General features: G+C 72.2%; 23 protein-coding genes. 16 read left to right on the forward strand and 7 right to left on the reverse strand.

All coding sequences use genetic code 11. The features are described 5' to 3' along the window. Nucleotides 1-4 precede the first annotated feature (4 nt). The 3 genes from leuD to ABZZ79_RS25725 all read left to right on the forward strand — a co-directional run bounded on the left by leuD (nt 5) and on the right by ABZZ79_RS25725 (nt 1868). Entirely contained in the window at nt 5-598 is a 594-nt protein-coding gene (gene leuD / locus ABZZ79_RS25715; protein WP_356692434.1) for a 3-isopropylmalate dehydratase small subunit, read from the forward strand. 266 nt (nt 599-864) lie between these two features. After that, nucleotides 865-1095, forward strand: coding sequence for a hypothetical protein (locus ABZZ79_RS25720; RefSeq protein ID WP_356692436.1), 231 nt, complete (start codon nt 865-867; stop codon nt 1093-1095). Between the two features lie 137 nt (nt 1096-1232). Next, entirely contained in the window at nt 1233-1868 is a 636-nt protein-coding gene (locus tag ABZZ79_RS25725; protein WP_356692438.1) for an HU family DNA-binding protein, read from the forward strand. Nucleotides 1869-1988: 120 nt separating this feature from the next. Here ABZZ79_RS25725 and ABZZ79_RS25730 read toward each other — a convergent pair whose 3' ends face one another. Next, complete coding sequence (locus ABZZ79_RS25730; RefSeq protein ID WP_356692440.1) at nt 1989-2192, reverse strand: hypothetical protein; 204 nt, start codon at nt 2190-2192, stop codon at nt 1989-1991. Nucleotides 2193-2201: 9 nt separating this feature from the next. Next, nucleotides 2202-2840: a 2-phospho-L-lactate guanylyltransferase gene (gene cofC, locus ABZZ79_RS25735; protein ID WP_356692442.1), complete on the reverse strand. Its 639-nt coding sequence runs from the start codon at nt 2838-2840 to the stop codon at nt 2202-2204. A 189-nt stretch (nt 2841-3029) separates the two neighbouring features. Here cofC and ABZZ79_RS25740 point away from each other — a divergent pair, with 189 nt between their 5' ends. From ABZZ79_RS25740 to ABZZ79_RS25750, 3 genes are all read left to right on the forward strand, one after another. Then, nucleotides 3030-3800, forward strand: a complete 771-nt coding sequence (locus ABZZ79_RS25740) for a 1-acyl-sn-glycerol-3-phosphate acyltransferase (protein ID WP_356692444.1) — start codon at nt 3030-3032, stop codon at nt 3798-3800. After that, nucleotides 3797-4816, forward strand: coding sequence for an NAD(P)H-dependent glycerol-3-phosphate dehydrogenase (locus ABZZ79_RS25745; RefSeq protein ID WP_356692446.1), 1020 nt, complete (start codon nt 3797-3799; stop codon nt 4814-4816). Before ABZZ79_RS25740 ends, ABZZ79_RS25745 begins: the two co-directional genes overlap by 4 nt. Before the next feature lie 92 nt (nt 4817-4908). Then, nucleotides 4909-6066, forward strand: a complete 1158-nt coding sequence (locus tag ABZZ79_RS25750; RefSeq protein WP_356692448.1) for a D-alanine--D-alanine ligase family protein — start codon at nt 4909-4911, stop codon at nt 6064-6066. An 80-nt stretch (nt 6067-6146) separates the two neighbouring features. Here the strand turns inward: ABZZ79_RS25750 and ABZZ79_RS25755 are convergent, their stop codons facing one another. Beyond that, nucleotides 6147-6659, reverse strand: coding sequence for a DUF3515 domain-containing protein (locus ABZZ79_RS25755; protein ID WP_356692450.1), 513 nt, complete (start codon nt 6657-6659; stop codon nt 6147-6149). A 20-nt stretch (nt 6660-6679) separates the two neighbouring features. Then, entirely contained in the window at nt 6680-6913 is a 234-nt protein-coding gene (locus tag ABZZ79_RS25760) for an Lrp/AsnC ligand binding domain-containing protein (RefSeq protein WP_003997603.1), read from the reverse strand. Between the two features lie 206 nt (nt 6914-7119). On the opposite strand from ABZZ79_RS25760, the gene ABZZ79_RS25765 reads away from it, so the two are divergent. Both ABZZ79_RS25765 and thiD read left to right on the forward strand, forming a co-directional pair. Next, complete coding sequence (locus tag ABZZ79_RS25765) at nt 7120-8085, forward strand: thiamine-phosphate kinase (protein WP_356692452.1); 966 nt, start codon at nt 7120-7122, stop codon at nt 8083-8085. Then, entirely contained in the window at nt 8082-8891 is an 810-nt protein-coding gene (thiD, locus tag ABZZ79_RS25770; RefSeq protein ID WP_356692454.1) for a bifunctional hydroxymethylpyrimidine kinase/phosphomethylpyrimidine kinase, read from the forward strand. Before ABZZ79_RS25765 ends, thiD begins: the two co-directional genes overlap by 4 nt. A gap of 180 nt (nt 8892-9071) precedes the next feature. Here thiD and rpmB read toward each other — a convergent pair whose 3' ends face one another. After that, on the reverse strand, nt 9072-9257 hold the full coding sequence (rpmB, locus tag ABZZ79_RS25775) for a 50S ribosomal protein L28 (RefSeq protein WP_003993230.1): 186 nt from the start codon (nt 9255-9257) through the stop codon (nt 9072-9074). Between the two features lie 248 nt (nt 9258-9505). Between rpmB and ABZZ79_RS25780 the strand changes: the two genes are divergently transcribed. Then, nucleotides 9506-11221 (forward strand): DAK2 domain-containing protein, encoded by a 1716-nt coding sequence (locus ABZZ79_RS25780; protein WP_356692456.1) that lies wholly within the window; start codon nt 9506-9508, stop codon nt 11219-11221. Between the two features lie 174 nt (nt 11222-11395). Here the strand turns inward: ABZZ79_RS25780 and ABZZ79_RS25785 are convergent, their stop codons facing one another. Then, nucleotides 11396-14464, reverse strand: coding sequence for a tetratricopeptide repeat protein (locus tag ABZZ79_RS25785; RefSeq protein WP_356692458.1), 3069 nt, complete (start codon nt 14462-14464; stop codon nt 11396-11398). Beyond that, nucleotides 14464-16296 carry an HSP90 family protein gene (locus ABZZ79_RS25790; protein ID WP_356692460.1) on the reverse strand — a complete coding sequence of 611 codons (1833 nt, stop codon included), beginning with the start codon at nt 16294-16296 and terminating at the stop codon, nt 14464-14466. Before ABZZ79_RS25790 ends, ABZZ79_RS25785 begins: the two co-directional genes overlap by 1 nt. A 172-nt stretch (nt 16297-16468) precedes the next feature. Between ABZZ79_RS25790 and recG the strand changes: the two genes are divergently transcribed. From recG to rnc, 7 genes are all read left to right on the forward strand, one after another. Next, nucleotides 16469-18670, forward strand: coding sequence for an ATP-dependent DNA helicase RecG (gene recG / locus ABZZ79_RS25795; protein ID WP_356692462.1), 2202 nt, complete (start codon nt 16469-16471; stop codon nt 18668-18670). A gap of 20 nt (nt 18671-18690) precedes the next feature. After that, nucleotides 18691-19353, forward strand: a complete 663-nt coding sequence (rsmD, locus tag ABZZ79_RS25800; protein WP_356692464.1) for a 16S rRNA (guanine(966)-N(2))-methyltransferase RsmD — start codon at nt 18691-18693, stop codon at nt 19351-19353. 26 nt (nt 19354-19379) lie between these two features. Beyond that, nucleotides 19380-19859: a pantetheine-phosphate adenylyltransferase gene (gene coaD / locus ABZZ79_RS25805; protein ID WP_356692666.1), complete on the forward strand. Its 480-nt coding sequence runs from the start codon at nt 19380-19382 to the stop codon at nt 19857-19859. 58 nt (nt 19860-19917) lie between these two features. After that, entirely contained in the window at nt 19918-21009 is a 1092-nt protein-coding gene (locus tag ABZZ79_RS25810) for a cell division initiation protein (protein WP_356692466.1), read from the forward strand. A gap of 144 nt (nt 21010-21153) precedes the next feature. Continuing rightward, nucleotides 21154-21807, forward strand: a complete 654-nt coding sequence (locus ABZZ79_RS25815; RefSeq protein WP_356692468.1) for a YceD family protein — start codon at nt 21154-21156, stop codon at nt 21805-21807. A gap of 2 nt (nt 21808-21809) precedes the next feature. Next, complete coding sequence (gene rpmF / locus ABZZ79_RS25820; RefSeq protein WP_197990530.1) at nt 21810-21983, forward strand: 50S ribosomal protein L32; 174 nt, start codon at nt 21810-21812, stop codon at nt 21981-21983. A gap of 19 nt (nt 21984-22002) precedes the next feature. Continuing rightward, entirely contained in the window at nt 22003-22821 is an 819-nt protein-coding gene (gene rnc / locus ABZZ79_RS25825) for a ribonuclease III (RefSeq protein WP_356692471.1), read from the forward strand. Nucleotides 22822-22849: the final 28 nt, after the last annotated feature.

A 22849-nucleotide genomic window follows, 5' to 3' on the forward strand; every position in this document is an offset into this window, starting at 1 on the left:
AGCAATGGAAGCATTCACCACGCACACCGGCCGGGCCGTCCCGCTGCGCCGCTCCAACGTCGACACCGACCAGATCATCCCTGCTCACTGGCTCAAGAAGGTGACCCGGGACGGCTTCGAGGACGGTCTGTTCGAGGCCTGGCGCAAGGACCCGGAGTTCATCCTCAACCGGCCCGAGCGGCAGGGCGCGACGGTGCTGGTCGCCGGCCCCGACTTCGGTACCGGCTCCTCCCGTGAGCACGCCGTCTGGGCGCTGCAGAACTACGGCTTCAAGGCCGTGATCTCCGCCCGCTTCGCCGACATCTTCCGCGGCAACTCCCTGAAGAACGGCCTGCTCACGGTCGTGCTGGAGCAGAAGATCGTGGACGCGCTGTGGGAGCTCACCGAGAGCGACCCCCAGGCCGAGATCACGGTCGACCTGGAGAACCGAGAGGTGCGCGCCGCCGGCATCACCGCCTCCTTCGAGCTGGACGAGAACTCCCGCTGGCGGCTGCTGAACGGCCTGGACGACATCTCCATCACCCTCCAGAACGAGGACGACATCGCGGCGTACGAGGCCGAGCGCCCCGAATACAAGCCGCGGACTCTCCAGGTCTGACCCCGACCCCCTGAGCGGGGTCGAATTCAGGCCACCCGCAACCCCCGCTGTACCCCCGATCACCCCGATCGGGGGTACAGCTGTTTTCACACTCGTACGGCCGTGCGCATCACTGGCCCGCCCTGTCAACTTCCCTGGTTACAGGGGTGATTGCCGGGGTAGGCGGGCCCTCGGACCGTGGCGGCGGCGGGAGTTCGGACGGCCCGCCGGGGGGTGAGTTGCCCCCCGAGCAGGCGACAACTCGCCCCAGATGGCACAATCTGTGCATGGAACGCGACGGCCAACTTCAGCTCTATGCGGCGGTCGCGATCCAACTCAAGGAAGCGCACTCAAAGGTGCGCGCACTGCAAGTCCCGGAGGGCGTACGGATGGCGCTGACCCGGAAGCTGCTGGTCATTACGGCCGCGGCCAAGCACGATCTCGCCGATGCGGCAAGGCGTCTGGAGCGGTTCAACGCGGACCTCGTCGAGGGTCGACTCCCCGAAGAGGACGGCTGAACAAGCCCGGTGCGGTCGAGTCCGTTGCGGCACAAGGGTGATAAGCCCGTTTCGTGTTTGATTTGCGGTATATATCTGCCTAACGTGCGAAAAAGCTTGAACACTTTCGTTCTGGCGATGTCTCCGAAGGGGAAGACGTGAACAAGGCGCAGCTCGTAGAAGCGATTGCCGACAAGGTGGGCGGCCGCCAGCAGGCCGCCGACGCTGTCGACGCGGTCCTGGACGCCATCGTCCGCGCGGTCGTCGCCGGCGACCGGGTCTCGGTCACCGGCTTCGGTTCGTTCGAGAAGGTCGAGCGTCCTGCTCGCTACGCCCGCAACCCCCAGACGGGCGAGCGGGTTCGGGTCAAGAAGACGTCCGTCCCGCGCTTCCGTGCCGGTCAGGGCTTCAAGGACCTGGTCAGCGGCTCGAAGAAGCTGCCGCGCGGCGGCGAGGTCGCCGTCAAGAAGGCGCCCAAGGGCAGCCTGACCGGAGGCGCCTCCGCGACGGTGAAGAAGGCCGCCGCGAAGAAGACGACCGCCAAGAAGGCGACGGCGGCCGCGAAGAAGACCACGGCGAAGAAGGCGCCCGCCAAGAAGGCGACGGCGGCCGCGAAGAAGACCACGGCGAAGAAGGCGCCCGCCAAGAAGACCACGGCGGCCGCGAAGAGCACCGCGGCCAAGAAGACCACCGCCAAGAAGGCCCCGGCGAAGAAGGTCACCGCCAAGAAGGCGCCCGCCAAGAAGTCGACGGCCCGCAAGACCACCGCCAAGAAGACCACCGCGCGCAAGTAGGCGACGGCACAGGGCACTCACGCGCCGGGCCGGACTCCCCAGGGAGTCCGGCCCGCGGCGTTCCACAAGGGTCCGGGGGAACGGGCACTTCAAAGGCCCGCAAGCGCAAGACCCGTGGATTCAGAGGGTCTGCAGGGTGATCAGCGTGATCCGGCGGGCCTCGCCCTCGCCCTCGGTCTCGATCCGCACCCGCTGTCCGGGGCGCAGCAGCCGCAGCCCGCCCGCGTCGAACGCGGCCGTGCCGAAGGGGACGGGGGTGCCGTCGTCGAGCAGCACCTGGCCGCTGCGTGTCTCGGCGTCGTACGTGTATGCGGTCGCATGCATGGCCGCAGCCTACTGCCCGGAGGTCAGCAGCCGCGCGGCCGCGGCCGCCGTACGGGGGCCCACGCCCAGGGCGAGCGCCGCCCGCAGATCGTCGCCCGTGTCCACGTCCTGCCGTACGGAATCCACCGAGGGCGGCAGGAGTTCCGCCGCGCCGGACGCGCGGTGGCGTGCCCGGGAATCGGGGCCGAATGCCGGGAGCAGATCCCGGCCGGGGGCCGCGGCGAGAAGAGTCGTGCCGATTCCGGCCGAGTCAGGGAGGAAAGCGCGCGGGAATTCCGCCGCCGCGTCCAGGACCCGAGCCAATTCCTCAGGACGCAGGGCCGGCAGATCGGCGTTCAGAGCCGCCAGCGGGGTTTCGGGGCGCGAAGTGCGTACGACCGCCTCCGCGTGCGCCAGCGCGGCGTTCAGGCCCCCGCGGGGCTCGTCCGGGACGATGCGCGCCCCCAGGGCCGCCAGCTCTCGCGCGGCCAGCGCGTCGTCCGTGACGACCGCCACACGCCGCACCGCTGCCGAGGCCAGCGCGGCAGCCACCGTGTCCTGCGCGAACGCGAGGGCCAGCCCCGGCCGGACCCCGTCCGAGGCGGTGTCCGAGAGCCTGCTCTTGGCTTGCGCCAGGGGCTTCAGGGGAATGACCAACGTCCACTGCACGCGTATGTGTCCCTCTCTAGTCCGGGCCATTGTCACCTGCCGCTTCCGGCGCGCTCCGGTACGGGGAGCGGCGCTGAGCCGCACGCGGGGGCGGTGACGGCAGACGGGCGGGCGTACGGTGTTCTCGACAGACCGGCGACCTGGGGCGACACTTGTGCGGCCCCCCAGGTCCTAGAGGAAGGTGCTCGCGTGCCGCGCCGCAGAATCGGCTTCTGGTACCGCTTCGCCGCGGTGATCTGCAAACCACCGCTGGTGGTTCTGCTCAAGCGGGACTGGCGTGGAATGGAGAACATTCCGGCCGAGGGTGGATTTATCACCGTGGTGAACCACAATTCGCACATCGACCCCTTCGGATACGCCCACTACCAGTACAACACCGGGCGCGTTCCGCGATTCCTCGCGAAGAGCGGCCTTTTCAAGAAGGGATTCCTCGGCGCCGCGATGCGCGGCACGGGACAGATTCCCGTCTACCGCGAGAGCACCGACGCGCTCAGCGCCTTCCGCGCCGCGATCGAGGCCGTGGAACGCGGCGAATGCGTCTCCTTCTACCCCGAGGGCACCCTCACCCGCGACCCCGACGGCTGGCCCATGACCGGCAAGACCGGCGCCGCCCGCGTCGCCCTGCAGACCAAGTGCCCGGTGATCCCGGTGGCCCAGTGGGGCTGCAACGAACTGCTGCCGCCCTACGCCAAGAAGCCCGAGCTGCTGCCGCGCAAGACGCACCGCGTGCTGGCCGGCCCGCCGGTGGACCTCGCCCGCTTCTACGACCGCGAGATGACCGCGGACGTGCTCAAGGAGGCCACCGAGGAGATCATGGCCGCGATCACCCGCCTGCTGGAGGAGATCCGCGGCGAGAAGGCGCCCGAGACGCCCTACGACCCGCGCCGCGAGCGGATCGAGCAGCGGCGTCGCACGGAGGCGCAGAACCAGGGTAGGCAGGCAGAAGGGCAGGGCACGTGAGCAAGGCGGTCAGGCCGGTCAAGGCAGCGGTCTTCAGCGCCGGTTCGTGGGGCACGGCCTTCGGCATGGTGCTCGCCGACGCGGGGTGCGAGGTCACCCTGTGGGCGCGGCGCCCCGAGGTCGCCGAGGCGATCAACTCCACCCGGATCAACCCGGACTACCTGCCGGGCGTGGAACTCCCGGAGAACGTGCGGGCCACCACGGATCCCGCCGAGGCGGCCGCCGGCGCCGACTTCACGGTGCTGTCGGTGCCGTCGCAGACGCTGCGGCAGAACCTCGCCGCGTGGACGCCGCTGCTGGCCCCGGGAACGGTCCTCGTCTCCCTGATGAAGGGCGTCGAACTCGGCACCACCATGCGGATGAGCGAGGTCGTCGCCGACGTCGCCAAGGTCGGCCCGGACCGCGTCGCCGTGGTCACCGGACCCAACCTGGCCCGGGAGATCGCCGCGCGTATGCCGGCCGCCGCCGTGGTCGCCTGCACCGACGAGTCGGTCGCGCAGCGGCTCCAGGCCGCCTGCCACACGCCGTACTTCCGCCCGTACACCAACACCGACGTCGTCGGCTGCGAGCTGGGCGGCGCGGTGAAGAACGTCATCGGGCTCGCCGTGGGCATCGCCGACGGCATGGGCCTGGGCGACAACGCCAAGGGCTCGCTGATCACCCGCGGCCTCGCCGAGACGACTCGGCTGGGCCTGGCGATGGGCGCCGACCCGCTGACCTTCTCCGGACTGGCGGGCCTGGGCGACCTGGTGGCGACCTGCTCCTCGCCGCTCTCGCGCAACCACACCTTCGGCACCAACCTCGGCCGGGGCATGACCCTGCAGGAGACCATCGCGGTCACCAAGCAGACCGCCGAGGGCGTCAAGTCCTGCGAGTCCGTGCTGGATCTGGCCCGCAGGCACGGCGTCGACATGCCCATCACCGAGACGGTCGTCGGCATCGTCCACGAGGCCAAGCCGCCGGTGGTCGCCCTCAAGGAGCTGATGTCGCGCAGCGCCAAGGCCGAGCGCCGCTGATCACGACAGGGAGCGACCGTACGTGCGACGTTGAGCGACAGCGGGCGGCGGGCACTGACGAAGCCGGTACCAGCGGGTACTCTCAACGCGATATGAGCAGCGAGAACCTCCCCCAGACCCCCCAGCAGGCCGCCCGCAAGCCGCGGGTGGCCGTCGTGTTCGGCGGACGCAGCTCCGAACACGGGATCTCCGTGGTCACCGCCGGCGCCGTCCTGAAGGCCATCGACCGGACGAAGTACGAGGTCCTGCCGATCGGCATCACCCGGGACGGCCGGTGGGCGCTGACCGCCGACGAGCCGGAGCGCATGGCGATCACCGAGCGCCGTACGCCCAGCGTCGACGAACTGGCCGAGTCCGGCGAGGGCGGCGTGGTGCTTCCCGTCGACCCCGCCAGCCGTGAAGTCGTCTACAGCGAGCCGGGATCGGTGCCCAAGGCCCTCGGCGAGGTCGACGTGGTCTTCCCCGTCCTGCACGGCCCCTACGGCGAGGACGGCACCCTCCAGGGCCTCCTGGAGCTCTCCGGTGTCCCCTACGTCGGCTCGGGCGTGCTCGCCTCGGCCGTCGGGCAGGACAAGGAGTACATGAAGCGGGTGTTCACCTCCTTCGGGCTCAAGGTCGGCCCGTACGTGGTGATCCGCCCCCGCGAGTGGCAGCAGGACGAGCCGGCCGCCCGCAAGAAGATCGTCGACTTGGCCGGCGAGCACGGCTGGCCGCTGTTCGTGAAGCCCGCGCGCGCGGGTTCCTCGATCGGCATCACCAAGGTCGACGACCTCTCCGGACTGGGCGAGGCGATCGCCGAGGCCCAGCGCCACGACCCGAAGATCCTCGTCGAGGCCGCCCTGCGCGGCCGCGAGATCGAGTGCGGCGTCCTGGAGTTCGAGGACGGCCCGCGCGCCTCGGTCCCCGCCGAGATCCCGCCGCCGGACGCGCACGCCTACTACGACTTCGATGCCAAGTACATCGACTCCACCCCCGGCATCGTCCCGGCGCCCCTCACCCCCGAGGAGACCGCCGAGGTGCAGCGCCTCGCGGTGGACGCCTTCGAGGCCGCCTCCTGCGAGGGCCTGGTCCGCGCGGACTTCTTCCTCACCGAGGACGGGGAGTTCGTGATCAACGAGATCAACACGATGCCCGGCTTCACGCCCATCTCGATGTATCCCCAGATGTGGCAGGCGACGGGCGTCGAGTACCCCGAGCTGGTGGACCGCCTGATCCAGGCGGCTTTGCGCAGGTCCACCGGGCTGAGGTGACCCGGGCGCGCGGGGCCGTACCGGGGTGCGGCTCCGCCGCGCGGGCGCGAGAAGCCCGCGCCGGAGTACGTTCCGCACCCCTACGGCGCCGTATAGCCCTCCCGCCACGGAACGGTCTTCCTGACCGCGGACGCCAGGTCGATGAGGACGGCCGAGCTGTCGACGCCCGAGGGCACCGTCACCTCGACATAGGCCTCACGATTGGCTGTGGTGAAGCGGTACGCGCCCGCGTCCCGCTTCTCCATCAGCCAGTCGACGCCCTCGACGCCGCCCGGGACGGCGTCGGGATCGCGCCCCTCGGCCACTTCGGGAGAGACCATCTTCGGCGGTTGCGGCACCCCGCACCGCAGTATGATCGCCGGGTCGTCCCCCCAGCCCGCGGTCAGCGCCGACGCCGGCTCGGGATCGGACCGGCGCGCACCGCCCACCTCGGCCGGCAGCACCTCGTCCAGGTTCCGGCACAGCCCGGCGACCTTCGCGCCGGGCTCGGGAACCGCCGCCGACGCGCTGTCGTCCCCTGTGGAGCAGCCGGCGACGGCGAACAGCAGGGCGAACGCGGACAGGCCGATGAGCCGGTGACGATGAGAGTGCACCGGCCAAGGGTAGACGGGGGCTACAGATGGACGACCGGGCAGGTCAGGGTACGGGTGATCCCGTCCACCTGCTGGACCTTGGCGACCACCATGCGACCGAGGTCGTCGACGGTGTCGGCCTGGGCGCGCACGATGACGTCGTACGGACCCGTCACGTCCTCGGCCTGGATGACACCAGGGATCTTGCTGATCGTCTCGGCGACGGTCGACGCTTTGCCGACCTCCGTCTGGATCAGGATGTACGCCTGTACCACGGAACCTCCAGGGCGGCCACGAGGATCATGTGGGGAAAAGGAACGCCACGGTATCGCGTCGCCGCTCGCCGCGGGGAGACCTGCGGGTACCGGAGCTCGCGCGCCGGGGTGCAGGCACGACAGAAGTTGACGGTCATCACGACCGTAACGAGGACAGAGTTGGCTCGCGACCTGGCATGCACAGGGAGAGAAGGGGCGATATCCCGATGAAGGGCACTGTTGGTGAGCTCGGCGAGTTCGGGCTCATCAGGGAGCTCACCTCCCGTCTCACCACCACCCCGGCGGTCCGGGTCGGCCCCGGCGACGACGCCGCGGTGGTGGCCGCGCCCGACCGCAGGGTCGTGGCGAGCACCGACATCCTGCTGGAGGGCCGGCACTTCCGCCGCGACTGGTCCACGGCCTACGACGTGGGCCGCAAGGCCGCCGCCCAGAACCTCGCGGACATCGCCGCCATGGGCGCCGTGCCGACCGCGCTGCTGCTCGGCCTCGTCGTCCCCGCCGAACTCCCGGTCACCTGGCCGAGCGAGCTGATGGACGGACTGCGCGACGAGTGCCAGGTCGCGGGCGCCGCCGTGGTCGGCGGGGACGTCGTGCGCGGTGACACGATCACGGTGTCGATCACCGCGCTCGGCGATCTGCGCAACCAGGAGCCCGTCACCCGGGCCGGCGCCCAGCCCGGCGACCTCGTCGCGGTGACCGGCTGGCTCGGCTGGTCCGCGGCCGGATACGCGGTGCTCTCCCGCGGCTTCCGCTCGCCGCGCGCCTTCGTGGAGGCCCATCGCCGCCCCGAGCCGCCGTACCACGCCGGTCCGGCCGCCGCGGGGCTCGGCGCCACCGCGATGTGCGACGTGAGCGACGGGCTGATCGCCGACCTCGGGCACATCGCGGAGGCCAGCAAGGTCCGTATCGACATCCGCTCCGGCGCGATCGATGTGCCCTCGCAGATGAACGACATCGGCCAGGCCGTCGGCGTCGACCCCATGCAGTGGGTGCTCACCGGCGGCGAGGACCACGCGATCGTGGCGACCTTCCCGCCGGATGTGAAGCTGCCCGCCCGCTGGAAGGTCATCGGCGAGGTCCTCAACCCGTCCGCGCTGCCGCAGGTGACCGTCGACGGGGCCCCGTGGACGAGCAAGGGCGGCTGGGACCACTTCGGGGACGAGGAGCCGTGATCCCCCGGGTGCTCACGGTGGCGGGCTCGGACTCCGGCGGGGGCGCGGGCATCCAGGCCGACCTGAAGACGATGCTCGCGCACGGCGTGCACGGCATGAGCGTGCTCACCGCTGTGACCGCGCAGAACTCCGTGGGCGTGCAGGGGGCCTGGGAACTGCCCGTGGAGGCCGTCCGGGCCCAGTACCGCAGCGTCGTCGACGACATCGGCGTACAGGCCGTGAAGACCGGCATGCTGGCCTCGGCCGAACTGGTCGAGGCGGTCGCCGAGTTGATCTCCGGCACGGACGCGCCGGCCGTCGTCGACCCGGTCGGCTTCTCCAAGCACGGCGACCCGCTGCTGGCGGCCTCCGCGCTGGACTCCGTCCGCGCCAAGCTGCTGCCGGTGGCCACCGTGGCGACCCCGAACCTCGACGAGGTGATCCAACTCACAGGCGTGAGGGTCGAGTCCGAGGGAGATATGCGCCGGGCCGCGGCTGCCGTGCTGGAGTTCGGGCCGCGCTGGGCGCTGATCAAGGGCGGGCATCTGCCCGGGGACACCGGGCGGGCGGGTGGGAGTCAGGCCGTGGATCTGCTCACCGACGGCTTCGCCGAGCACTGGCTGAGGGCGCCCCGGTACGACAACCGGCACACCCACGGCACCGGCTGCACGCTCGCCTCGGCGGTCGCCTGCGGGCTCGCGAAGGGCCTGTCCGTGCCGGAGGCCGTCACGGCGGCCAAGGAGTACGTCACCGGCGCCATCGCCGCCGGGTTCGCGCTCGGGGCGGGGATCGGGCCGGTGGATCACGGGTGGCGCTTCAGGGGCTGATCCGCGGGGCGGACGATCTGTGGCGGTGGAGCGGTCCGGGGCGGTGCACCTCTCCACCGCCGGTGGACTGATCCGCGGGCGTGGCCTGGTCCGCCAGGGCATGGCAAAAAGCCGGTCCACCCTGAGGTGGACCGGCTCTGTGCGGCGGACCAGGCAGTGGCAGCGCGCTCAGCTGTTGCGTCAGCGCGAGACCTTGCCGGCCTTGATGCACGAGGTGCAGGCGTTCACGCGCTTCGGCGTCCCGCCGACCACGGTACGCACACGCTGGATGTTCGGGTTCCAGCGACGGGACGTACGGCGGTGCGAGTGCGAGATGTTGTTGCCGAAGCCCGGCCCCTTGCCGCAGACGTCGCAGTTGGCAGCCACGGGTCACTCCAAAGACTTCAGATGCACTTACGGTTGATCCCGGCATGCCGGAATCAAGATCAAGGATCTCAGTGGCGGTGCCAGGGGGAGAGCCCGATGTGGATCGGGCAACCGGAGCAGCATACAACGGCTGCTCCCGTACAAGGAAACTACCATGGCAGCTCAGGGGCCCGCTCCCGGCCCTCTTCCGGCGGGCACCGCCCCAAGGTCTACGCTGCGTCCACGTCCAGCATGTCAGGGAGGCGCAGGTGCCGCAGGTGCCGCAGACATTCTTCGATGCTCTCGCGGTGCGCACCTGGTGCGGACTGGCGCTGCGAGCGCTCGGGCGCGCGCGCGAGGAGATCGACGCGATCAACGTGTACCCCGTCGCGGACGGTGACACCGGCACCAACCTCTATCTGACGCTGGAGTCCGCCGCCGCCGCGGTCGAGGCCGTCTTCGACGGGCACGCGGCCGGCCGCCAGGGCCCGGCCGGCCCCTCGCTCGCCGACGCCGTCCGGGCGATGGCCCACGGCGCGCTCATCGGGGCGCGCGGGAACTCCGGCACGATCGTCGCCCAGCTGCTGCGCGGCATGTCCCAGGTGCTGGCCGCCGACGGCGCCGCACCGCACACCGACGGACCCGGCCTCAAACTCGCCCTGCGCCAGGCAGCCGATTCCGCCCGCCAGGCCGTCGCCCATCCCGTCGAGGGAACCGTGCTGACCGTCGCATCGGCGGCCGCCGACGCGGCCGAGGGCGCCGAGGGCGACTGCGGCAAGGTGGCCCTCGCCGCCTACGACGGTGCCCGTGCCGCCCTCGCCGCCACCCCGGGCCAGCTCGCCGTCCTGCGCCGGGCCGGGGTGGTGGACGCCGGGGGACGCGGGCTGGTGACGGTGCTCGGGGCGCTGGTGGAGACGTTCACAGGGGAGTCGCCGACAGCGGCTTCCGACGGGGCACGCGCACGCGAGGAGGCGGCCGAAGCGGCCCACGCGCGCGTGCACGGGCTCCCGCAGGCCGGGACCGAGCACCCCGTGGCGTGCGCGGACGGCGGCCACGAGGACGGTCCCGCCTTCGAGGTGATCTACCTCCTGGAGGCCGAGGACGAGGCCGTGGCGCGGCTGCGGCGACGGCTGGACGTACTGGGCGACTCCCTGGTCGTGGTCGGCGGCGACGGACTGTGGAACGTCCATGTGCATGTGGACGACGCCGGAGCCGCCGTGGAGGCGGGCGTCGAGGCCGGGCGTCCGTACCGGATCCGGATCACGCACTTCGGGCTCGGCGACGTCCACACCACGCGCGGGGAGCGGCCGCCGCGCGAGCGTGCCCAGCGGGCCGTGGTCGCCGTCGTGCCCGGCGAGGGTCTGGCCGGGCTCTACACCGAGGCGGGTGCCACCGCCGTGCTCGCCCGGCCCGGGGAGCCGCCCGCCAGCGGCGAGCTCGTCCACGCCGTTCGGTGCGCCCACGCGCGCGAGGTCGTGCTGCTGCCCAACGACGCCGACCTGCGCCACACGGCCGCGGCGGCGGCCGAGCAGGCCCGTGCCGAGGGCATCAGGGTGGCACTGATCCCGACGCGCTCGGCGGTCCAGGGCATCGCCGCGCTCGCCGTGCACGAGCCGGAGCGCCGCTTCGACGAGGACGTCGTGGCCATGACCTCAGCGGCCGGCACGACCCGCTACGCCGAGGTCACCGTCGCCGAGCACGAGTCCTGGACCACGGCCGGGATCTGCCAGGCCGGGGACGTCCTCGGGCTGATCGACGGCGATGTGGCGGTGATCGGCTCCGACGTCACCGACACGGCCCGCACCGTCCTGGATCGCATGCTCGCGGCCGGCGGCGAGCTGGTCACCCTCGTCCTCGGCGACGAGGCGCCCGAGGACATCGCCGAGTGCCTGGAGGCACGCGTGCGCGAGACCTATCTCGCGGTCGACACGGTCGTCTACCAGGGCGGGCGGCAGGGAGCGCTGCTGCTCATCGGCGTGGAGTAGGGCGTTTGCTGGTGGTCGGCGTCTCGCTGTAGTGGGCGCCCCGCGCGTGGGGGGCGTCCTGCTCGCGGGGGAGCGTCCGCTCATGGGTGGGTGCCCGCTTAGGGGGGCCTCCCGCTTGTGGTGGGCGCCCCGCTCGTAGGTGGGCGTCCGCTCGGGGGTGGGCGCCGCCCCGGCTCAGGTTTCCTCCCGCTCCCGCGCCAGCCGCAGCAGTCGGCCAGCCTCCCTGACCCGCTCCCGCGCCGTGTCCTCGGACCCAGAGGTGGAGCCGGGGTCGGCATCGAGGCCGGACTCGGGGCCGGACTCGGGGCCCAGCGCCGCGTACGCCGCCACCACGGCACTCGCGCGGGCCCGCGCCTCCCCGGGGCGGCCGAGGTCGAGGGCGAGCCTTCCCGCCGCGAGTTCCGCCTCGGTGCGGGCGTGCACGGCGAGGTCCCCGAGCGCGGCGAACACCGCGACGGCCTCCAGCAGCCGGGCCAGGGCCGCCTCGAAACCGGCCCCGTTCCCGACGGCCGTCTCCGTCTCGGCGATCCGGGCCAGCAGTTCGCCGAACTGCCGGTGGGTGTCGCCCAGTTCGTTGGTCAGCAGCCGCCGGGAGTCCTCGCCGGCCGCCGCGTCGAGAGCCGACGCGCACTCCTCGACGGCCTCCTCCATCCACCGTACGGCCGCCGCCGACCCCGTCGCGGGCTCAGCTCCGTCCGGTGCGTCCGGTGCGTCCGGTGCGTCCAGCGCGAGCCACGCCCTGGCGCGCAGGGACCGGACCAGCCCGTGCGGGTCACCCAGCTCACGCCACAGCGCGCCCGCGCGCGCGTACGCCCGGTCGGCCTCGGCGGGCAGCCCCGCGGCGCCCAGGGCCTCGCCGGCCAGATGCGCGAGCGTGGCGTGGTCCTGCTGCTCGGGCCAGTGCCGGGCGGTCTCGGCGGCCAGCAACCACCGCTCCGCCGCCGCCCGGTGCTCGCCCAGCTCGCTCAGGCAGTCCCCGAGCCACCACAGGGTCTGCACCACCGGGCCGTCGCCGTGCACCTCGGCCGACAGGTCCGTCAGCGCCGACTCCAGCACCTCGGCCGCCTCCGCCCAGTCGCCCTGCCGCAGCAGGAACCCGCCGAGCATCTGCCGGGCCCACGCGCCGAACGCAGCGTCGCCCGCCTCGTCGGCCCAGTGCGCCGCCTCCAAGGCCTGGCGGGCCGCCTCGTCGACCTCGTCGAGCCCGCCGAGCACCTCGGCGAGCTGGAGATGCAGCTGAGCCCGCCCCGGCGGCTCCAGATAGGGTCCGCCGTGCTCCAGGGCCGCCCGCAGCGCCCGCTCGGTCCCGTCCACGTCCTCCAGCTGGTGGGCGAGCATCGCCAGCCGGGCCTCGTACTCCACCGCGAACCACGGCAGCCCCGCCGCCACGAACTGCGCCGCGGCCCGCTCGAACAGCGCCGCCGCCCGCGCCGGCTCACCGGCGTGCGCCGCCAGGTCCGCCAGCATCGCCCGTGCCTCGGCCGCCCGCGCCGCCAGCCGTACGTCCCCGTCGCCGCGCCCGTCGACCAGCGCCAGCACCTCCGTCACGGCGTCCCGGGCCGCACCGAGCACCTCGGGAGCCGGTACGGCACCGGTGCGTTCCACCGCCTCCTGCGCCCGGCGCATCAGCACCCGGGCCCGGCCCATCAGGACCGAGGCGGCCTGCCGTACACCGGTCGCGTCCTCGGCGTACAGCGCGAGGACCTCCTCGTAGGGCCCGGCGACGGAGGCGAGGGCGCCCTCGACGTCACCGCCCAGGGCCCGGACATAGGCCGCACGCGTGCGTGCCGCGAGGGACTCGCCCGGGTCGCCCGCCTCCGCGTAGAGCTCCGCCGCGTGCTCGAACAGCGCCGCGCCCTCGGGGCCCTGCCCCATCGCCCGGTGGTCGGCGAGCTCCGCCCGCTCGCGGACGTCCAGCTCGACTCCCTCGCACGCCCGCGCGGCGGCCGCCCACGCCTCCATCGCGTTCGGCCGCAGGGCCTCCGACAGCCGCCGCGCACGGTCCAGCAGGGCGGCCGGACCGGGCTCCGCGAGGGGCGTTCCGGGTGGCACGGTGTCGTGCGGCACGGCAACGGGTGGCACGGCAACGGGCGGCACAGTCGGCTCCGGCCCGCGCGCGGGCGGCGAGGGCGTCACCCGCACCCCGAGCGGCAGCCGCTCCACCAGCGGAGCCCGCTCCATACGCGCGCGCGTGCGCTCACCGACGTACGGCGTGCCGTTGCGCGCGTCGAACCTGGCGGCCAGCGACAGGGCGTTCTCCCGCGCGTGGCCGGCCAGTTCGCGCGCGGTCCACGCACGGCCCGCCGGGCCCGGCACCGCCTGCTCGCCCAGGCCGAGCGCGGCCAGCCGGTCCATGAGCAGGGCGACCGTGCTCAGGTACTCCATCCTGCCGCGCGGATGCCCGGCCCCGTCGAAGTACGCGGGCCGCTCCGCCAGCAGCTCCAGGCCGCGCGCCTCGTTCCCGGTCAGCGCGCAGAACTCCACATGGTCCGCGTACGCGGTGCGCATGCTCTCCATCGGCCGGACCAGCCGCAGGCCCCGCAGATGGTTCGCGCGGGCCTCCGCCGCACGGCCCAGCCGCAGCAGCGGCAGCAGGGACGAGGCCAGGACATTGTGCGGCTCGTGCGCGCAGACGAACTCCCCCTCGACGACCGGCGCCCACGCAGCGAGCGCCTCCGCGTCCCGGCCGCGCTCCGCGTGCCACCGGCCCTGCCCGTTCAGCTCACAGGCGTGACAGTCGGCCATGTCGTCCCGGTCGGCGCCGAGCCACGCCACGAACGCCCGCTCGGCCCGCTCCGTGTCACCGACATGCGCGGCGACCCACAGCTCCGAGGCACGCACCGCGCGGTCCGAGTACCCGGCCAGGCGGTAGCGGCGCTCCATCTCGCCCAGCCACTTCTCGATCGAGGCCAGCGGGACGTCCACCTGGTCGAGCATCCCGGCCGACATCCACTTGAAGAACCAGTGCAGGGAGTGCGCCTCCGCCTCGCCGAAGTGCTCCGGGTGCTCGTCCCACAGCCCCAGCAGCCGCGTGAAGGGCACGAACACCCGGTCCTTCTCGGAGCTGTGGTTGCCCACCCGCACGTGATGCGCCAGCGCCTCGACCAGCGCCGCCGGATCGCCCAGCCGCTCGGCCTCGCCCACGAGTTGCTCCGCGCGCGCGTTGCGGGCCGGCCCCTCCGGCTGCCCCGCGTTGTCCTCCATCGCCGACCGCAGGCCGCCCAAGTCCCCTACGCCGCGCATCAATGGCCGCCTTCCTCGTGGGTGGCCCACTCCAGCAGGCCGATGAACGCCCGGTTCAACAGCGCCGAGTCGGCGGGCCGCAGCGGGCGCTGCGCCCTCAGCAACGCCTGCCCGTACAGGGACTGCACCGCGGTGCGCACCAGGTCCGGCTCCTTCAGCGAACTGATACGCCGCACCAGCGGGTTGAGATGGTTCAGCACCACGCGCGCGCGTGGCGCGCCGCCGCGCAGCGAGCCGAGGATGCCGGCCCACAGCTCGTCCGCCCGCGCCTCGGCCTCGGCACGGGCAAGCTCGTGCCGGGCGGCCCGGTCGTCCAGGTGCAGCGCGGGCACCGACAGCGGAAGGAAGGCCCGCAGCGAGACGTCGCAGCCGAGCGGGTCGAGCACCGCCCTCGCGGTGGCCAGGAAGTCCGACAGCGCCGGCTCCTCGGCCGGGTCGACACGGTCCAGGTGCGCGGTCACCGTGTCCGCGTCCAGCTCGGCCACCGAGGTGCCCGGCCGCACCGAGGGCAGCGCCTCGACCAGCTCGCCGTCGTAGGTGTAGCCGCCGTTGACGACGCCGATGCCCTGCGCGGAGGCGATCGGCGCGACCTGCCGGAACTCCTCCACGGTCCGCGTGAAGTGCACGACCGGGTGCCGCTGGGCGAACTCCTCCAGGGACATCTGCCCCTCCGTGGTCTCGAACGGCAGCCACGGCAGCATCGTGCGCAGCATCTCGCCGTCGTGCCGGGCCAGCGCCCGCACCCCGAGGTGGTGCACGCCCAGGAACGCCGACAGCCGCTCGGGGTCCCCGGCCGCGAGATCGGCCAGCCACCCCCGGATGCGGGCGCCGAGCGCCTCCCGTACGGCCGCCAGGGTCTCGTCCTCGTACACCGCCTCGCGCGAGGCGGTGGGGCGCAGACTGTCCGTGTCGAGCACACAGCGCACGAAGAACGCCCAGTCGGGCAGCAGTTGTCCGGCCCGCTCGGTGAGCAGCATGCCCTTGAGGTGGACCCGGTGGCGGGCGCGCTGCGCCGGGCTCACCGCCGTCGGCAGCACGTACGCCACCCCGCGGATCCCGGCCAGCGGCACCGACAGGTCGACGACGTCCAGCGGCGTGAACCCGAACAGCCCGTGGCAGTGCCGGGCGAGGGCCACGCGGCGGTCGGCGGGGGAGGGGTGGGGCCGGTCCCAGGGCGCCGGCGCGGTGACCGCCTCGTCGTCCACGCGCACGTCGTACGGCAGCAGCGCGCCGAAGTCCCGCGCGAGCTCCAGCACCCGCCGCGGGGCCAGCCACTCGGCGGCGCCGGGCCGGGCCACCAGGTGCACGGTGGTGCCCGGTTCGCGGCGCGCCTCGTGCGGCAGGGTCCGCACGGTGTAGGAGCCGTCGTCGCCCGCCGTCCACTCCACCGGGCGAGCCTCGGGCGTACGGGCGCTGCGGCTGACCACCCGGATGCGCTCGGCCACCACGAAACAGGCCAGCAGGCCGATGCCGAACTGGCCGAGGAAGTCGGAGCGGGCCGCCTGGATGCCCTCGGCGCGCTTGGAGCTGCGTCCGATGGTCGCCAGCAGACTGTGCACATCGGCCTCGGTCAGCCCGATGCCGGAGTCCTCCACCCGCAGTCCGGCGCCGCCCTCGCAGTCCGTGTGCAGCCGCACCCGGGCCGGGGCGCCGGGCTGCTCGGCGCGCCGGGCCGTGACGGCGTCCACGGCGTTCTGCAGCAGCTCGCGCAGGTAGACCTTGGGGCTGGAGTAGAGGTGATGGGACAGCAGATCCACCAGACCGCGCAGGTCGACCTGGAAGGTATGAGGTGTCTGGGATGCCTGGGGTGACTGTGAGGTCTGGGAGTCCATCGTCGCAGCGCCGGAGGGGGGGAGGAACGACGGCGCGGGGTCGGGCGGCACCGGGGGTCGGGGCGGCGGCCGCGGAAAAGGATGGCCGGGCTGGCCATCCTAGGGTCCGAACGAGCCGTCTGACCAGGTGTTTCCCGGTACGTATACGGCAATGTCAGTGCTGTGGTGTGCAATGGATCTCGTGCCCGCACTGGAAGAACCACTGAAGAAAGTGCTCGGCCCCGCCACCGCGAAGGTGATGGCCGAGCACCTCGGCCTGCACACGGTGGGCGACCTGCTGCACCACTATCCCCGCAGATACGAGGAGCGCGGCCAGCTCACCCACCTCGCCGATCTGCCGATGGACGAGCACGTCACCGTGGTCGCCCAGGTCGCCGACGCCCGCCTGCACTCCTTCGCCTCGGCCAAGGCGCCCCGCGGCAAGGGCCAGCGCCTGGAGGTGACGATCACCGACGGCAGCGGCCGGCTCCAACTGGTCTTCTTCGGCAACGGCGTGCACAAACCCCACAAGGAACTCCTGCCGGGCACCCGCGCGATGTTCGCGGGCAAGGTCTCGGTCTTCAACCGCAGACTCCAACTCGCCCACCCTGCCTATGAACTGCTGCGCGGCGACAGCGAGGAGGCGGTGGAGACCTGGGCCGGGTCACTGATCCCGATCTACCCCGCCACCGCCAAGCTGGAGTCCTGGAAGATCGGCAAGGCCGTCCAGACGGTCCTGCCCAGCGCCCAGGAAGCCCTCGACCCGCTGCCGCCCGCCCTGCGCGAGGGCCGGGGCCTCGTCGCCCTTCCCGAGGCCCTCCTCAAGATCCACCGGCCCCACACCAAGTCCGACATCGACGAAGCCCGCTCCCGGCTGAAGTGGGACGAGGCCTTCGTCCTCCAGGTGGCGCTGGCCCGCCGCCGCCACGCGGACGGCCAACTCCCGGCCGCGGCCCGCAGGCCGAAGCCCGACGGCCTTCTGAGCGCCTTCGACGACCGCCTCCCCTTCACCCTCACCGAGGGCCAGCGGAAGGTCTCGAAGGAGATCTTCGACGACCTCGCCACGGAACACCCGATGCACCGGCTGCTCCAGGGGGAGGTGGGCTCCGGGAAGACGCTGGTGGCCCTGCGCGCCATGCTCGCCGTCGTGGACGCCGGCGGGCAGGCGGCCATGCTGGCGCCCACCGAGGTGCTGGCGCAGCAGCATCACCGGTCGGTCGTGGAGATGATGGGCGAGCTGGCCGAGGGCGGGATGCTGGGCGGGGCCGAGCACGCCACCAAGGTGGTGGTGCTCACCGGGTCCATGGGCGCGGCCGCCCGGCGTCAGTCGCTGCTCGACCTGGTCACCGGCGACGCCGGGATCGTGATCGGCACGCACGCGCTGATCGAGGACAAGGTGCAGTTCCACGATCTCGGCCTGGTGGTCGTCGACGAGCAGCACCGCTTCGGGGTGGAGCAGCGTGACGCCCTGCGCGGCAAGGGCGCGCAGCCGCCGCATCTGCTGGTCATGACGGCGACGCCGATCCCGCGGACGGTCGCCATGACGGTCTTCGGTGACCTGGAGACCTCCGTCCTGGACCAGCTCCCCGCAGGTCGTTCCCCCATCGCCAGCCATGTCGTGCCCGCCGCCGACAAGCCGCACTTCCTGGCCCGTGCCTGGGAGCGGGTCCGTGAGGAGGTGGGCAAAGGCCATCAGGCGTACGTGGTCTGCCCCCGCATCGGCGACGAGGAGGACGACCCGAAGAAGGCCAGGAAGTCCGCCGAGGACGAGGCCGAGAAGCGGCCCCCGCTCGCCGTCCTGGAGACGGCCGACCAGCTCGCCAAGGGGCCGCTCCAGGGGCTGCGGGTGGAGGTTCTGCACGGCCGTATGCACCCCGACGACAAGGACGCGGTGATGCGCCGCTTCGCCGCGGGCGACACGGACGTCCTGGTGGCCACGACCGTCATCGAGGTCGGGGTGAACGTCCCCAACGCCACCGCCATGGTGATCATGGACGCCGACCGTTTCGGGGTCTCGCAGCTCCACCAGCTGCGCGGCCGTGTGGGCCGTGGTTCCGCCCCCGGTCTGTGCCTGCTGGTCACTGAGATGCCCGAGGCCAGTGCCGCCCGGCAGCGGCTGAACGCCGTCGCCTCCACGCTCGACGGCTTCGAGCTCTCCCGTATCGACCTCGAACAGCGCCGCGAGGGCGATGTGCTCGGCCAGGCCCAGTCGGGTGCCCGTTCCTCGCTGCGGGTCCTCGCCGTCATCGAGGACGAGGAGATCATCGCGGAGGCGAGGGAGGAGGCGGCGGCGGTGGTGGCCGCCGACCCCGAGCTGACCGCCCTTCCCGGCCTGCGCACGGCCCTGGACGCCCTCCTGGACGAGGAGAGGGAGCAGTACCTGGAGAAGGGCTGAGGAAGGACGCCTCTCAAGGGGTGCGGGGACTGCGCGAGCAACCACGACGGACCGCCTGCCAGACTGAATCCGTAACCGCCCTCCAGCAAGGACCGAAGATGACCCGCGTGATCGCAGGCGCAGCCGGTGGACGTCGCCTGGCCGTGCCGCCGGGGACCGGCACCCGTCCCACCTCCGACCGTGCACGCGAAGGTCTCTTCTCCACCTGGCAGTCGCTCCTCGGCGGCCCCCTGGACGGCGAGCGCGTCCTGGACCTCTACGCCGGTTCGGGCGCGGTCGGCCTGGAGGCCCTGTCCCGGGGCGCCGGGCACACCCTCCTCGTCGAGGCCGACCCCAAGGCGGCCCGCGTCATCCGCGAGAACGTGAAGAACCTCGGCCTCCCCGGCGCGGAGGCCAGGTCCGGCAAAGCCGAACAGGTCATCAGGACCGCGCCCGCGCAGCCGTACGACATCGTCTTCCTGGACCCGCCGTACGCCGTGACGGACGACGATCTTCGCGAGATCCTCCTCACACTCCGCTCGGAGGGCTGGCTCACGGCCCATGCGCTCGTCACCGTGGAGCGCAGCACCAGAGGTGGCGAATTCCGGTGGCCGGACGGCTTCGAACCGCTCCGGGCCCGGCGCTACGGCGAGGGAACGTTTTGGTACGGTCGCGCCGCCTCCGCGTGCGAAGACGCACGATGACCGGACCCGAGAGCGAGGGATACCCAGTGCGCCGCGCCGTCTGTCCAGGGTCGTTCGACCCGATCACCAACGGACATCTCGACATCATCTCCCGAGCCTCCCGCCTCTATGACGAGGTGTATGTCGCGGTGATGATCAACAAGGCCAAGAAGGGCCTGTTCGAGATCGAGGAGCGGATCGACCTGATCCGCCAGGTCACCGCCGAGTACGCGAACGTCCGGGTCGAGGCATTCCACGGCCTGCTCGTCGACTTCTGCAAGCAGCGCGAGATCCCCGCCATCGTCAAGGGCCTCAGGGCGGTCAGCGACTTCGACTACGAGTTGCAGATGGCTCAGATGAACATCGGCCTCACCGGCGTGGAGACGCTGTTCGTGCCGACGAACCCCACCTACAGCTTCCTGTCCTCCTCGCTCGTCAAGGAGGTCGCGACCTGGGGCGGCGACGTCTCCCACCTGGTTCCGCCGGTCGTCTTCGAGGCCCTGAACAGGCGCCTGCGCGAAGCCTGATGGGGCTACAGTCGTCCCGTCCGTCTCCATCACAGCTGTAGAGAGTGGCGAGCACACGGTGGACGTGCAGAACAAGCTCGACGAGATCGTCGCCGCGGTCTCCGGCGCCCGGTCGATGCCCATGTCGGCCTCGTGCGTGGTCAACCGCGCCGACCTGCTCTCGATGCTCGAAGAGGTGCGGGCGGCACTGCCCGACTCCCTCGCACAGGCCCGGGAACTGATCGGCGACCGCGAGCAGATGGTCGAGCGGGCCCGCCAGGAGGCCGACCGGATCATCGAGCACGCACACGCCGAGCGCGGCTCCCTGATCTCCGACACGGAGGTCGCCCGCCGTTCCCGGACGGAGGCCGACCGCATCCTCGCCGAGGCCCGTCAGGAGGCCGAGGAGATCCGCGCGGAGGCCGACGACTACGTCGACTCCAAGCTCGCCAACTTCGAGGTCGTCCTCACCAAGACGCTCGGCTCGGTCGGCCGCGGCCGCGAGAAGCTCCTGGGCACCGGACCGGGCCTGGACGAGCAGGGCTACGCGAACCCCGAAGAGGACGACGCCCCCGAGCGCAGCCACGACCCCGAGACCCTGCGCCGCGACGCCGACGCCTACGTCGACCTGAAGCTGGGCGCGTTCGAGGCGGTGCTCGCCAAGACCCTGGAGGCCGTCGGCCGCGGCCGGCAGAAGCTCCACGGCCGGATCGCCACCGACGACCTCGGCGCCCTCGCCGACGACACCAGCACCCTCCAGCACTCCAGCGACGCCGACTACCTCGCCGACCTCGCGGCCCTGGCCGAGCGGGACGCCCCGGCCGAGCAGCACCGCCGTCCCGAGTACGAGCCCGAGCCGCAGCCGGCCTACGGCTACCAGCAGCAGGCGGCCGACCCCTACGCGGGCTACCAGCAGCCGGACCCGTACGCCACCACCGCGGGCTACGCGCAGACGGACGGCGACCCCTTCCAACAGGCCGGCCAGGCCGACCCGTACGGCTACCCGGGCTACGCCCCCCAGCAGCCCGCCTACGAACCGCACCAGGCCCACCAGGCCCACCAGCCCCATGAGCCGCAGCAGGGCTACGCGCTGGACGAGACCAGCCTCTTCGACACGAGCATGATCAGTGCCGAGCAGCTCAGGGCGTACGAACAGGGCCGCGGCCAGTAGCTCCCGGACGGCCGCCGGCACCGGATTGGGCCAGGAGCGAAAGGTCCAGTATCCTGGCTGTTCGGTCGCGCCTACGTCCGCGATCAGCGCTGCCCCGGCACACGAGGGGCGGCGTCCCTCTGAACCAGAAGATCGAAAGCAGGAATGTCCTCCAACGCCCGCCTCGACCACCGCAACCCCTTCGTGTTCGACACGCACGAGCTGGGGCGGCGTCCTGGTGCGCTGCAGCGGCAGACCCGCACGGTCGACGCTCCGAGGGACCTCGGTATCGCGGGAGTCATCGGAATGCCGGAAGGCGTCCCGGTGGAGCTCGAACTCCGACTCGAGTCGGTCATGGAAGGGGTGCTTGTCACAGGCACCGCCCGTGCACAGGCCGAGGGGGAGTGCGTAAGGTGTCTGGAGCCGCTTCAGCTCGACGTCGAAGCGGAATTCCAGGAGATGTTCTCGTACCCTGACGCCGACGAGCGGGGCCGTGTGAAGACGGCTCCCGACGACGACGCCGAGGACGACGAGGACATGCTCTTCATCGAGGACGGCATGTTCGACCTCGAACCCGTGCTGCGCGATGCGGTGGTGCTCGCACTGCCGATGCAGCCGGTGTGCCAGGAAGACTGCCCGGGCCTGTGCTCCGAATGCGGAGCGCGCCTCGCGGACGACCCGGACCACCACCATGACGCCGTCGACATCCGTTGGGCGGCATTGCAGGGACTCGCCGGTTCGCTCGAACCCGGCGAGAAGGACGAGATGAGCGGCGGCGCGACTCGATCAGCGCGCGCCGACGAGAAGCAGGAGAAGTAGCCGTGGCTGTTCCGAAGCGGAAGATGTCGCGCAGCAACACGCGCCACCGCCGGTCGCAGTGGAAGGCTGCGGTCCCCACCCTGGTTGCGTGCGAGCGCTGCCACGAGCCCAAGCTGCAGCACATCGCGTGCCCGTCTTGCGGCACCTACAACAAGCGCCAGGTCCTCGCGGTCTGAGCGGCTGGTGAGAGGCACTGTGTCCACGCCGAAGAAGAACGCATCGGACAATCAGGCCTCGTCCCACACGCTTCTGGAAGGGCGGCTCGGCTACCAGCTCGAGTCCGCCCTTCTGGTGCGAGCGCTGACCCACCGTTCCTACGCGTACGAGAACGGCGGTCTGCCGACGAACGAGCGCCTGGAGTTCCTCGGGGACTCCGTGCTGGGCCTCGTCGTGACGGACACGCTGTACCGCACTCACCCCGATCTGCCCGAAGGACAGCTGGCCAAGCTGCGGGCCGCGGTGGTGAACTCGCGTGCGCTGGCGGACGTGGGACGCACGCTCGACCTCGGCTCCTTCATCCGGCTCGGCCGCGGTGAAGAGGGCACGGGAGGCCGGGACAAGGCGTCCATCCTCGCCGACACCCTTGAAGCGGTGATCGGCGCGGTCTATCTCGACCAGGGCCTGGACTCGGCGGCGGAGCTGGTGCACCGCCTGTTCGACCCCCTGATCGAGAAGTCCTCGAACCTCGGAGCCGGCCTGGACTGGAAGACCAGTCTCCAGGAGCTCACCGCGACCGAAGGACTCGGTGTCCCCGAGTACCTGGTCACGGAGACCGGACCCGATCACGAGAAGACCTTCACTGCTGCCGCCCGCGTCGGAGGCGTCTCGTACGGCACCGGCACCGGCCGCAGCAAGAAGGAGGCGGAGCAGCAGGCCGCGGAGTCCGCGTGGCGGGCCATCCGGGCCGCCGCCGACGAGCGCGCCAAGGCCGCCGCCCAGGCGACGGCCGAGGGCGGTACCGACGCCCCGGCCACGGCCGAGGGCGACGCCGATGCTCCGAAGGCCTCCGCCTGACCGACACACACGACCGAGCGCCCGCGCC

Origin of the sequence: Streptomyces sp. NPDC006458, assembly GCF_040612135.1 — a bacterium.
Classification (GTDB): Bacteria; Actinomycetota; Actinomycetes; order Streptomycetales; family Streptomycetaceae; genus Streptomyces.